Genomic DNA, 12,566 nt, shown 5'->3' with positions numbered 1-12,566 from the left:
GCACCTCATGGTTCTGCACCGAAGGCCTCCACCCCGAGGGCTTCTGCACCGAACGGTTCTGCACCGAGTGGTCCACGGCCGTCCCGCCCGACCGTCCCGACCGGCCTGGCCTCCTCGGCCGCCCGGTTCCAGCGCCGGGCGCAGGACGTCCGCCGACGCCCCCTGCGGCTGCTGCTGTGGTCCGGGGGGACCCTCGTCGTCCTCGGCCTCCTGATCTGGCTCGTGGCCTTCAGCCCGGTCCTGGCGGTGCGCACCGTCGAGGTCGTGGGGGTACCGGCCTCCGAGGTGGCCCCCATCCGCGCGCTCGCCCGGGTGCCCCTCGGTGAGCCCCTGGCGCGGGTCGACCAGGACCTCGTCGCCGCGCGGGTGGCCGAGCGGGCGACCGTCGCCGACGTCTCGATCGAGCGGTCCTGGCCCTCGACCCTGGTCATCCACGCGAGCCCGCGGGTGCCGTTCCTCGTGGTCAAGAACCCTCAAGGTCAACTAAAGGTTGTGGATGCGGAGGGAGTGGCGTACGCCCAGGTGACGACCGCTCCCGCCGGCGTGCCGACGGTCAACGCCGCCAGTGAGGCCGCCCTGTCGCGCGATGCCCTCGGGGCCGCCGTCAGCGTCGTCAAGGTGCTTCCGGCGGGCCTGCAGCACCGCGTCTCGAACGTCACCGTGAGCAGCGCCAACCTCGTCACCCTCAAGCTGGGGAAGACCACCGTCGTGTGGGGCGGGAACAACGACCCCGAGCGCAAGCTGGCGATCATGACGGCGCTGCTGCGGTCCGCCCCGAAGGTCATCGACGTCAGTGCGCCGGACACCCCGGTGACCCGCTGAGAGTCGGTCCCGACAGGCGCTGCGGACCGGCGCGACCGGGCGTGCGAGAGTGGTACGTATGAGGCGGTTGTGACTGGTGTGGCGACTGCTCCGAGGCGCCCGGCGAGAAACCCGGAAAACGGGCGAATCCGTGCTGCGACACGCGGGCCGAATCTTTGCCTGCCACGCACCCAGCGCATAGCGTCGGCGGCACCGGAAAGTTGACATAAGTGTAACCCTCGACTTGACGTCCAGACATTTTCACCGCACTCAGGCACCGTTTTCAGGCACCGCATTCAGGAGAGGCCCACCGCCGTGGCAGCACCACAGAACTACTTGGCCGTCATCAAGGTCGTCGGCATCGGCGGGGGTGGCGTCAACGCCATCAACCGCATGATCGAGGTCGGCCTCAAGGGCGTGGAGTTCATCGCCATCAACACCGACGCCCAGGCGTTGCTGATGAGCGACGCCGACGTCAAGCTCGACGTCGGCCGTGAGCTGACCCGAGGGCTCGGCGCCGGTGCCGACCCCGAGGTCGGCAAGAAGGCCGCCGAGGACCACGCCGAGGAGATCGAGGAGGTCCTCAAGGGGGCCGACATGGTCTTCGTGACGGCGGGCGAGGGTGGCGGCACCGGTACCGGCGGCGCCCCCGTGGTCGCCAAGATCGCGCGGGGACTCGGTGCCCTGACGATCGGTGTCGTGACGCGCCCCTTCACTTTCGAGGGTCGTCGTCGCGCCAACCAGGCCGAGACCGGTATCGCGAACCTGCGCGAGGAGGTCGACACCCTCATCGTCATCCCGAACGACCGGCTGCTGTCGATCAGCGACCGCGCGGTCAGCATGCTGGACGCGTTCCGCTCGGCCGACCAGGTCCTGCTGTCCGGCGTCCAGGGCATCACCGACCTCATCACCACCCCCGGCCTGATCAACCTCGACTTCGCCGACGTCAAGTCGGTCATGCAGGGTGCCGGTTCGGCCCTCATGGGCATCGGGTCGTCCCGCGGTGACGACCGGGCCGTGCAGGCCGCCGAGCTGGCCATCTCCAGCCCGCTGCTCGAGGCGAGCATCGACGGCGCCCACGGGGTGCTGCTCTCCATCCAGGGTGGCAGCGACCTCGGCCTGTTCGAGATCAACGAGGCGGCCCGACTGGTGCAGGAAGCCGCCCACCCCGAGGCCAACATCATCTTCGGCGCCGTCATCGACGACGCCCTCGGTGACGAGGTGCGGGTCACGGTGATCGCCGCCGGCTTCGACGGCGGAGCGCCGCTGAAGCGCGACAACGACCGGGCCATCGGCCAGGTGCAGGGCACCTCGCGCCCCGCTCCGCAGGCTGCCCCGGCTCCGGCCGCACAGCCGGCCCCGGCCCAGCAGCCCCAGCCGCCCGCCCCTCAGGCGCAGCCGCAGCGCGAGCAGCCGAACCCGATGTTCCAGCCCTCCCAGCCGGCGGCGCCGGCGCAGGAGCCCGCGGTCTCCCGTGAGCCGGCGGGTCGTCCGCCCCGCACGGTGACCTTCGACGAGGGTGACGACCTGGACGTGCCGGACTTCCTCAAGTAGGACGACCGACCGCCGCGGTGCCTCGTCAGGGGCGTCGGACCCACGGGTCCGGCGCCCCTGACGCATGTCATGACCGGGACGGGGTGTCGACGCGACGGGGCGACGGCGGGGGCCTCGCCCCGGGCAGTAGGTTGGGGCCGTGTTCTTCGCGCGTGGTCGGTCCGGTCCGGTGCAGTGGGCGTTCACCGATCGCGAGGGTGGCGTCAGCACGGGCGACTTCGGCTCGCTCAACCTAGGGGGGCACGTCGGTGACGACACCACGGCGGTCGAGACCAACCGGACGCGCGTGGCCGAGGCTGTCGGGGTGGATCGCCCGCGGTTGCTCTTCCTACAGCAGTGCCACGGCAACGACGTGCTCGTCGTCGACGAACCCTGGGGACCGTCGGGGCCGCCGCCCGCGGACGGCGTGGTAACGACGACGCCGGGGCTGGCCGTGGCCGCGCTGGTCGCCGACTGCACCCCGGTGCTCCTCGCGGACCCGACCGCCGGGGTGGTCGCCGCAGTGCACGCGGGACGGCCCGGGATGACCTCGCGCATCGTCGACGTCGCGGTCGAGCGCATGCGCGACCTCGGGGCGACCGAGATCGGTGCCGTCGTCGGGCCCTCGGTGTGCGGTCGGTGCTACGAGGTGCCGCCGGACATGCGGGCCGAGGCCGCCGCCGTGGCGCCCGAGTCCGCGGCCGTGTCCTGGACGGGGACGCCGGCCATCGACGTGGCATCCGGAGTGGTCGCCCAGCTGCATGCGAAAGGCGTTGCTGTGCAATGGATCCCGGGCTGCGCTCGTGAGAACGAATCGCTGTACTCCTACCGCCGGGACGGCCGCACCGGCCGCTTCGCCGGCGTCGTCGTGCTGGACCGCGCATGAGTGACCAGCGCCGCGACGAGCTCGCCGCCAACCTGGAGGTCGTGCGCACCCGGATCCACCGCGCCTGTGCGGACGCGGGCCGCGACCCGGGCGAGGTCACGCTCATCGCCGTGACGAAGTTCTTCCCCGCGAGCGACGTCGACCTGCTCGCCGACCTCGGCATCACGGCGATCGGGGAGAACCGCGACCAGGAGGTCTCCGCCAAGCTGACCGAGGTCACGGCGCGGGACCGCTTGGAGGTCCACTTCATCGGCCAGCTGCAGTCGAAGAAGGCCGGGTCCGTCGTGGGGTACGCCGACGTCGTCCAGTCGGTCGACCGCCCGAAGCTCGTGACGGCTCTCGACCGGGCGGCAGCGGCCGCGGGGGCCACGACCGACGTCCTGGTGCAGGTGAACCTCGACGAGGCGCCCGGGCGTGGGGGAGTCCCGCCGGAAGGGGCGCGCGGCCTCGCCGACCTCGTCGCGGGTGCCACCCACCTGCGCCTGCGGGGGGTGATGGCGGTCGCGCCGTGGGGTGCCGACCCCGATCCCGCCTTCGCCACCCTGCAGGAGGTGGCCGTCGGCATACGGGAGGAGCACCCGGGTGCCGACTGGGTGTCGGCGGGGATGAGCGGTGACCTCGAGGCCGCGATCGCGCACGGTGCGACACACCTGCGTGTCGGGAGCGCAATCCTCGGAACTCGGCAGTCACACCGGTAACTTCGGTCGCGAGCACGAACGGGGAACGCCTCGGTCGGACGAACGACTTTCTGAACCACCCGAAACTTTGATCCACTGAAGGAGCTCGTAATGGCTGGGGCGCTGCGCAAGACGATGGTGTACCTCGGGCTTGCCGAGGACGACGAGCGCTACGAGGGGTATGACGAGTACGACTACGACGAGCAGCCGGCCCGCGCCGAGGCGCCCCAGCAGCCCGAGCGTTCGGCCGCCGTCACCCCGTTGCCGCAGCGCACGCCGGTCGCCCGCGTGGTCCGCGACGTGGAGGTGGGTGCGCTGAACCGCATCACGACGATCCACCCGCGCACCTACAACGAGGCCAAGAACATCGGCGAGAGCTTCCGCGACGGGACGCCCGTCATCATGAACCTCTCCGACATGGACGACTCCGACGCCAAGCGACTCGTGGACTTCGCCGCCGGCCTGGTGTTCGGCCTGCACGGCCAGATCGAGCGGGTCACGTCCAAGGTGTTCCTGCTGTCGCCGGCGCACGTCGAGGTCTCGGCCGAGGAGGGTGTCCCGGCGCCCACCGCCCGCGGCCTGTTCAACCAGAGCTGATCCGCCCAGCCCCCGCCCAGCCGGTCATGGCAGGGTGACTCCATGCATCTGCTCGGCTTCAACATCTTCGCGGACATCATCCGCTTCGTGGTGTTCGCCTTCTACGTCGTGCTCATCGGACGCCTCGTCCTCGACTGGGTGCAGGTGTTCGCCCGCGACTGGCGCCCACGGGGCGTCCTGCTCGTCGTCGCCGAGGTCCTGTACTCGGTCACGGACCCGCCCCTGAAGGCGCTGCGCAGCGTCGTCCCGCCGCTGCAGCTCGGGAGCATCCGGTTCGACCTCGCCTTCCTCATCCTCTTCGTCCTCGTGAGCGTCCTCACCCAGATCCTGTAGGTCCCGCCGCTTCCTGCCGGACCCCGCAGATCCTCTAGGCTGGCGAGCAGCCCAGTCTCTGGGATGCTTGTCCTGCTCTGCTCCCCGCCTGTCAACAGAGGTGACTACATGACGCTCACGCCCGAGGACGTCCTCAACAAGAACTTCACTCCGACCCAGTTCCGTCGTGGTTACGACGAGCGCGAGGTCGACGACTTCCTCGACGAGGTCGTGGCCGAGATGCGCCGGGTCGTCAAGGAGTCCGACGACCTGCGCGACCAGCTCAACGAGTGCCGCCAGAGCAAGGGGATGCCGGCCGTCGCCAAGGCCGACGGCAAGGCCGAGGCGGCCAAGGCCGCCGAGGCGAAGGCAGCCCAGGAGGCCGAGGCCAAGGCCGCCCAGCAGGCGCAGGAGCGGATCGCCGCGTACGAGGCCAAGGTGCAGGAGGCCGAGAAGGCCGCCGAGGCCCGCATCGCCGAGGCGAACGCCAGGGCCGAGGAGGCCGAGAAGATGGCGGCCGCGCGAGCCGAAGAGGCCGAGACCTCTGCCCAGGCGCGCATCGGCGACGCCCAGCAGCAGGTCGAGACGCACGCCGGTGACGCCGAGGCCCGGGCGCAGGAGGCAGAGCAGCGGATCGCCGAGGCCCAGCGCCAGATCGACGAGGCCCGCGCCCGCGCCGAGGAGGCCGAGGCCAGGGCCGCCGAGGCCGAGCAGCAGGCGTCCGTCGCCGCTGCCGCGCCGGCGTCCGATGACGCCGCCCCCGTCGCCGCGGCAGCGGCCGTGGGTGGCGGTGGCAGCGCAGCCGCGCTGCTCGAGATGGCCCAGCGCCTGCACGACGAGCACGTCGGCCAGGGCGAGTCGACCCGCGACCGGCTCATCTCCGAGGCGCAGTCCCGCCACGACGAGCTGGTCTCCACCGGACAGGCCCAGCACGACGAGCTGGTCTCCACCGGACAGGCCCAGCACGACGAGCTCGTGTCCACCGGCCAGAACCGCCACGACGAGCTGGTCGCCGAGGCCACGTCGCGTCACGAGCAGCTCATCACCGAGGCGCGTGAGCGTTCCACCGGGATGGTCCACGAGGCGCAGCAGAAGAAGGCGCAGATCCTCGAGGAGCTCGGTCGCGAGCGGAGCCTGCTCGAGATGAAGATCGACGAGCTGCGCACGTTCGAGCGTGACTACCGCGCCCGCCTCAAGAGCTACATCGAGGAGCAGCTCGCGGACCTCGACCAGACCGGGCTCGCCCCCGAGGGTGGTCCCGAGGCCGAGGACGGCGCGGAGCCGTCCGCCAAGGACGAGAGCCACGACGAGGACCAGGACGGCTCGAACGAGGACCAGAACCAGGGCCAGCAGGACGACGACCGCCAGTAGCAGCACCCGCCGGGTCGGGAGCAGCCCGGCACCACCACTGGCTGCACGACCAGCAGCAGGACCGGCACCCACGACAGGCGCCCACCGCGATCGCGGTGGGCGCCTGTCGCCGTCCACCCAGAATGGTCGCTGATACAGGGTGTTTTGGCGTTGAGTCCCTGACCTCCAGCGCTTATCCTCACCGCACCTGACAGCGCTCCCACGGAGCGCCCTGCGACCGAGGGGCCCGGCTCACCATGGTTCACAAGGCACACGCCGCCACGACGACTGCGACGGGCAAGGCTTCGGCCAAGGTCGCTCCTGCGAAGAAGGCGGGATCCTCCGCCGCGAAGAAGGCCGCGCCCGCGACGAAGGCTGCCGCCGCCAAGACGGCCCCCGCGAAGAAGGCTGCGCCTGCGGCGAAGAAGGCGGCTCCCGCGAAGAAGGCTGCGCCCGCTGCGAAGAAGGCGGCCCCCGCGAAGAAGGCTGCACCCGCGGCGAAGAAGGCTGCCCCTGTGAAGAAGGCTGCGCCTGCGGCGAAGAAGGCGGCTCCCGCGAAGAAGGCTGCGCCCCCGGCGACAAAGGCCGCTCCCGTGAAGAAGGCCGCACCTGCGGCGAAGAAGGCGGCTCCCGTGAAGAAGGCCGCACCCGCGGCAAAGCAGGCTGCCCCCGCGACGAAGGCCACGCCGGTCAGGAAGGCGGCCGCGACCAAGGCCACCAAGGCGTCGCCGGCCTCCCTCGTCGTCCGGGACGACGAGTCGCCCTGGACCGCCAAGGAGCTGCGCGAGGTGCGTGCCGAGATCGAGGGCGACGTCGCCCACCTGCGGCAGGAGATCCGGGTGGCCGAGGCCGACCTGGTCGGTCTCATGCGCGACGCGGGTGACGGTGCGGGCGACGACCAGGCCGACGCGGGCGCCAAGACCTACGAGCGCGAGCAGGAGATCTCGCTGGCGAACAACGCCCGCGACATGCTCGACCAGAACCTGCACGCCCTCGAGCGGCTCGACAACGGGACCTACGGCATCTGCGAGTCGTGCGGCAACCCCATCGGCAAACTTCGCCTTCAGGCCGCTCCTCGTGCGACCCTATGCATGACATGCAAGACGAAGCAGGAGCGCCGCTGACCGCGGCCGACGAGTCCACCTCCACCCCCGACCCCCGCAGGGACCGCAGCGGACTGTTCCGGCTCCTGGCCGTGACCGCCGTGCTGGTCTACGTCGCCGACCAGCTCAGCAAGGTGGTCGCCCTGCGCACGCTGACCCCCGGTGAGCCGGTGGACGTCGTGGGCGAGTTCATCCGGTTCAACCTGATCCGCAACCCCGGGGCCGCGTTCTCCATCGCCAACAGCGCCACCTGGGTGCTCACACTCATCGCGTTCGGGGTGCTCGTCTTCATCATCCGGACGGCTCGTCGCATCGGCAGCCGGGGCTGGGCCTGGGCGCTCGGACTGCTGCTCGGCGGCTCGGTGGGGAACCTCACCGACCGGATGACCCGCGAGCCCGGCCCTGGCCGTGGCCACGTCGTCGACTTCATCGACTACTTCAGCCTCTTCATCGGCAACGTCGCCGACATCGCCATCGTCAGCGCCGCCGCCCTCATCGGTGTGCTGGCCCTGCGCGGCATCGGCGTGGACGGCGTGCGCGCCGGCCGCCACGAGGCGCCGCACGCCTCCCGCACCACCCCCTCCCACCACGAGAGCGGCTCCGCCGCCGGTCAGGACGACGCCCATGCCTGACGCCCGCACGCTCCACGTCCCCGACGGCCTCGAGGGCGAACGGGTCGACGCGGCCCTGGCCCGGCTGTTCGGGGTCTCCCGGACCAAGGCGGCCGACCTGGCCGCGGCCGGCGACGTCCAGCTCAACCACGCGCCGGCCGCGAAGTCCGACCGCGTCACGGCGGGCGACCTCCTCGAGGTGCTGCTGCCGACCCCGGAGGACAGCCCGAGCCTGAAGGTGATCGCCGAACCCGTCCCGGGCATGGGGATCATCCACGACGACGACGACATCGTCGTGGTCGACAAGCCCGTCGGGGTGGCCGCCCACCCCAGCGTCGGCTGGACCGGCCCGACCGTTGTCGGTGGCCTGGCCGCCGCCGGCTACCGCATCGCCACCAGCGGCGCGAGCGAGCGTCAGGGCATCGTGTCGCGCCTCGACGTGGGCACGAGCGGCCTCATGGTCGTGGCCAAGTCGGAGTACGCCTACAGCGTCCTCAAGCAGGCCTTCCGCAGCCGCACCGTCGACAAGAAGTACCACGCGCTCGTCCAGGGCCTGCCCGACCCCGTGGTCGGCACCATCGACGCCCCGATCGGCCGCCATCCCGGCCACGACTACAAGTTCGCGGTCATGGACAAGGGCAAGCCCAGCGTCACCCACTACGAGGTCATCGAGGCCTTCCGCGCGGCGTCGCTGCTCGACATCCACCTCGAGACCGGCCGGACCCACCAGATCCGCGTGCACTTCTCCGCCCTGCGCCACCCGTGTGCCGGCGACCTGACGTACGGAGCCGACCCCACCCTGGCGGCTCGCCTCGGCCTCGAGCGCCAGTGGCTGCACGCCGTGGGGCTCGGGTTCGAGCACCCCGGCACCGGCAAGCACGTCACCTTCGAGAGCCCCTACCCGGCCGACCTGCAGAGCGCGCTCGACCGCCTCTGAGGCACCCCACGAGCCGGTGCGGTGTGCCGCGGACCCGGGTCCGCGGCATACCGCACCGGTCGTCGGGCGACCGCGACGGAAACCCGCCGCGACACGGTGGGGCGACACGCCGGAGGGCAGTCGGTGGGGCGGCTTAGACTCGACCCGATGTCCTCCCAGCCCGCCGCCCCCACCGCTCGCCCCGGGTCGAAATCCGACTCGTTCGTCCACCTGCACGTGCACACCGAGTACTCCATGCTCGACGGTGCCGCCCGCATAGGTGACCTGTTCACCCGCGCCGCGGAGATGGGGATGCCGGCGCTCGCCACGACCGACCACGGCTACGTCTTCGGGGCCTACGAGTTCTGGAAGAAGGCCCAGGGCACGGGGGTGAAGCCGATCATCGGCGTCGAGGCCTACGTCACGCCGGGCACGCACCGCACCGACAAGACCCGTGTGAAGTGGGGCGACGAGTCCCAGTCGCGCGACGACGTGTCGGGCTCGGGCGCCTACACGCACATGACGCTGCTGGCCAAGAACAACAACGGCCTGCACAACCTCTTCCGCCTCGACTCCCTCGCGAGCCTGGACCAGGTCTACGCGAAGTGGCCACGCCTGGACCGCGAGCTGCTCAGCGCCCACGGGCAGGGGCTCATCGCGACGACGGGCTGCCCGTCGGGGGAGATCCAGACCCGCCTGCGCCTGGGGCAGTACCAGGAGGCCATGCAGGCGGCGAGCGACTTCCGCGACATCTTCGGTGCGGAGAACTACTTCTGCGAGCTGATGGACCACGGCCTGGACATCGAGCGACGGGTCCAGAAGGACCTGCTGCGCCTGGCCCGCGAGCTCAAGCTGCCGCTGGTGGCCACGAACGACCTGCACTACTCCAGCCCCGAGGACGCCAAGGCCCACTCGGCCCTGCTGTGCGTGCAGTCCGGCTCGACGATGATGGACCCCAACCGGTTCAAGTTCGACGCCGACGACTTCTACCTCAAGAGCCCCGAGGAGATGCGCCACACGTGGCGCGAGCTGCCCGAGGCGTGCGACAACACGCTCCTCATCGCCGAGATGTGCGACATCTCCTTCACCGAGGGGGAGGGCCGCTACATGCCGCGCTTCCCCTGCCCACCGGGGGAGAACGAGGAGAGCTGGTTCATCAAGGAGGTCCAGACGGGCCTGATGGGGCGGTTCCCCGAGGGCGTGCCGGAGTACGCCACGAGGCAGGCGGCCTTCGAGACCGAGGTCATCGTCTCCAAGGGGTATGCCGGCTACTTCCTCGTCGTCGCCGACTTCATCAACTGGGCCAAGAAGAACGGCATCCGGGTCGGTCCCGGGCGTGGCTCGGGTGCAGGCTCCATGTGCGCCTACGCCATGAAGATCACCGACCTCGACCCGATCCCGCACGGCCTGATCTTCGAGCGGTTCCTCAACCCCGAGCGTGCGTCGATGCCCGACTTCGACATCGACTTCGACGAGCGTCGACGTGGCGAGGTCATCAAGTACGTCACCGAGAAGTACGGCGCCGACCGCGTCGCGCAGATCGTCACCTACGGCACCATCAAGGCCAAGCAGGCCGTCAAGGACGCCGCGCGCGTCATGGGCCACCCGTTCGTCGTCGGCGAGCAGCTGACCAAGGCGATGCCGCCGGACGTCATGGGCAAGGGCGTGCCCCTGTCGGAGATCTACAACAAGGAGCACAAGCGCTACAACGAGGGCGGCGACTTCCGGGCCCTGGTCGAGTCCGAGCCGCACTTCAAGGAGATCGTCGAGACCGCCAAGGGCCTCGAGGGCCTGAAGCGGCAGTGGGGCGTGCACGCCGCCGGCGTCATCATGTCCAGCGAGCCGCTCATCGACGTCATCCCGATCATGCGACGGCTGCAGGACGGCCAGGTCATCACCCAGTTCGACTACCCGAGCTGCGAGTCGCTCGGCCTGGTCAAGATGGACTTCCTGGGCCTGCGCAACCTGACGATCCTCGACGACGCCATCGAGAACATCAAGGCCAACCGCGACGAGGACATCGACCTCGACGCGCTGTCCAAGGACATGACCGACAAGCCGACGTACGACCTGCTCGCGCGCGGCGACACCCTCGGGGTGTTCCAGCTCGACGGCGGCGGCATGCGCACGCTGCTCAAGCTCATGCAGCCCGACAACTTTGAGGACATCTCCGCGGCCCTCGCGCTCTACCGTCCCGGTCCCATGGGCGTGAACGCGCACACCAACTTCGCGTTGCGCAAGAACGGCAAGCAGATCCTCACGCCGCTCGACCCACAGCTCGAGGGCAAGCTCCAGCAGGAGATGATCGACGCCCTCGGGCCGATCCTCAGCACGACCTACGGCCTGGTGATCTACCAGGAGCAGGTCATGGAGATCGCCCAGAAGCTCGCGGGCTACACCCTGGGCAACGCCGACCTGCTGCGTCGCGCCATGGGCAAGAAGAAGAAGGAGGTGCTCGACGCCGAGTACGTCCCCTTCTCCGAGGGCATGAAGGCCAAGGGGTTCAACGAGGCGTCGATCGCCGCCCTGTGGGGTGTCCTCGTCCCGTTCTCCGACTACGCGTTCAACAAGGCGCACACCGCCGCATACGGGCTGGTCTCCTACTGGACCGGGTACCTCAAGGCCAACTACCCGGCCGAGTACATGGCCGCGCTGCTCACCAGCGTCGGCGACGACAAGGACAAGTCGGCGCTGTACCTCGGCGAGTGCCGTCGCATGGGCATCAAGGTGCTGCCCCCGGACGTCAACGACTCCGTGGGCCGCTTCGCCGCCGTCGGCACCGACATCCGGTTCGGCCTGCAGGCCATCCGCAACGTCGGCCACAACGTCGTCGAGGGCATCATCGCCGCGCGCGAGGAGAAGGGCCGCTTCACCTCGTTCAAGGACTTCCTGTCCAAGTGCCCGGCCGTGGTCTGCAACAAGCGCACCATCGAGTCGCTCATCAAGGCGGGTGCGTTCGACGGGCTGGCCGAGTCGCGCCAGGGCCTGCTGCGCGTGCACGAGGACTACGTCGACAACTTCGTCGACATCAAGCGCCAGGAGGCGATCGGCCAGGACTCGCTGTTCGGGTCGTTCGGTGGTGACGAGGGCGGGGCCGAGTCGGTCGACTTCTCGGTGCTGCCGCCCATCCCCACCGTGGAGTGGGACAAGAAGACGCTGCTGCAGTTCGAGCGCGAGATGCTCGGCCTCTACGTCTCCGACCACCCGCTGTTCGGCATCGAGCACGTCCTGTCCTCGCACGCCGACACCTCGATCGCGAGCCTCACGGGAGAGGACGGCAAGCCCGAGGGCTCCAACGTCACCATCGCGGGCCTGATCACCGGCCTGCAGGTCAAGCGCACCAAGAAGGGTGACCTCTGGGCGATCGTCACCGTCGAGGACCTCGAGGGTGCCATCGAGTGCCTGTTCTTCCCCTCGGCCTACCTCACCGTGCAGCACGCCCTGACCCACGACGCGGTCGTCGTGGTCAAGGGCCGGGTCAACCGGCGCGACGACACCCCGTCGATCTACGCGTCCGACCTCACGCTGCCCGACATCTCGGAGGGTCCGCGCGGCCCCGTGGTCGTCACCATGGACACCAACCGGGCCACCGCGGCGAAGGTCGAGGAGCTCAAGTCGGTGCTGTCGTCGCACCCCGGCTCCACCGAGGTGCACGTGCGCCTCAGCCAGCCCGGTCGCTCCGTGCTCATGAAGCTCGAGGACGCCTACCGGGTCAACGCCACCGAGGCGCTGTTCGGCGACCTCAAGGTGATCCTCGGGCCACGCTGCCTCGTCGGCTGA

At 70.2% G+C, this 12,566-nt stretch carries 11 protein-coding genes; all 11 read left to right on the top strand.

Annotated features, from left to right (window positions below; genetic code table 11):
* Positions 1-222: 222 nt before the first annotated feature.
* The 11 genes from ASC58_RS21465 to dnaE all read left to right on the top strand — a co-directional run bounded on the left by ASC58_RS21465 (position 223) and on the right by dnaE (position 12,566).
* Positions 223-822 carry a cell division protein FtsQ/DivIB gene (locus tag ASC58_RS21465; protein ID WP_235529036.1) on the top strand — a complete coding sequence of 200 codons (600 nt, stop codon included), beginning with the start codon at positions 223-225 and terminating at the stop codon, positions 820-822.
* Positions 823-1,116: 294 nt separating this feature from the next.
* Positions 1,117-2,355 carry a cell division protein FtsZ gene (gene ftsZ, locus ASC58_RS00850; RefSeq protein ID WP_056914955.1) on the top strand — a complete coding sequence of 413 codons (1,239 nt, stop codon included), beginning with the start codon at positions 1,117-1,119 and terminating at the stop codon, positions 2,353-2,355.
* Between the two features lie 139 nt (positions 2,356-2,494).
* Positions 2,495-3,220 carry a peptidoglycan editing factor PgeF gene (gene pgeF / locus ASC58_RS00845; protein ID WP_056918096.1) on the top strand — a complete coding sequence of 242 codons (726 nt, stop codon included), beginning with the start codon at positions 2,495-2,497 and terminating at the stop codon, positions 3,218-3,220.
* Positions 3,217-3,918, top strand: a complete 702-nt coding sequence (locus ASC58_RS00840) for a YggS family pyridoxal phosphate-dependent enzyme (protein ID WP_056914953.1) — start codon at positions 3,217-3,219, stop codon at positions 3,916-3,918. The genes pgeF and ASC58_RS00840 overlap by 4 nt, the downstream gene beginning before the upstream one ends.
* A gap of 90 nt (positions 3,919-4,008) precedes the next feature.
* A complete protein-coding gene (locus ASC58_RS00835) occupies positions 4,009-4,494 on the top strand; it encodes a cell division protein SepF (protein WP_056914952.1) in 486 nt (161 codons plus the stop codon).
* Between the two features lie 42 nt (positions 4,495-4,536).
* Positions 4,537-4,827 (top strand): YggT family protein, encoded by a 291-nt coding sequence (locus ASC58_RS00830; protein ID WP_056914951.1) that lies wholly within the window; start codon positions 4,537-4,539, stop codon positions 4,825-4,827.
* Between the two features lie 108 nt (positions 4,828-4,935).
* Positions 4,936-6,177, top strand: coding sequence for a DivIVA domain-containing protein (locus ASC58_RS00825; RefSeq protein ID WP_082552815.1), 1,242 nt, complete (start codon positions 4,936-4,938; stop codon positions 6,175-6,177).
* A 236-nt stretch (positions 6,178-6,413) separates the two neighbouring features.
* Positions 6,414-7,280: a TraR/DksA C4-type zinc finger protein gene (locus tag ASC58_RS00820; RefSeq protein ID WP_056918095.1), complete on the top strand. Its 867-nt coding sequence runs from the start codon at positions 6,414-6,416 to the stop codon at positions 7,278-7,280.
* A complete protein-coding gene (gene lspA / locus ASC58_RS00815) occupies positions 7,253-7,891 on the top strand; it encodes a signal peptidase II (RefSeq protein ID WP_082552814.1) in 639 nt (212 codons plus the stop codon). The genes ASC58_RS00820 and lspA overlap by 28 nt, the downstream gene beginning before the upstream one ends.
* Positions 7,884-8,807 (top strand): RluA family pseudouridine synthase, encoded by a 924-nt coding sequence (locus tag ASC58_RS00810; protein WP_056918094.1) that lies wholly within the window; start codon positions 7,884-7,886, stop codon positions 8,805-8,807. Before lspA ends, ASC58_RS00810 begins: the two co-directional genes overlap by 8 nt.
* A gap of 147 nt (positions 8,808-8,954) precedes the next feature.
* Complete coding sequence (gene dnaE / locus ASC58_RS00805) at positions 8,955-12,566, top strand: DNA polymerase III subunit alpha (protein WP_056918093.1); 3,612 nt, start codon at positions 8,955-8,957, stop codon at positions 12,564-12,566.

Origin of the sequence: Phycicoccus sp. Root101 (genome assembly GCF_001426245.1) — a bacterium.
Classification (GTDB): Bacteria; Actinomycetota; Actinomycetes; order Actinomycetales; family Dermatophilaceae; genus Pedococcus.
This window is presented reverse-complemented; position numbering and strand designations above follow the sequence as displayed.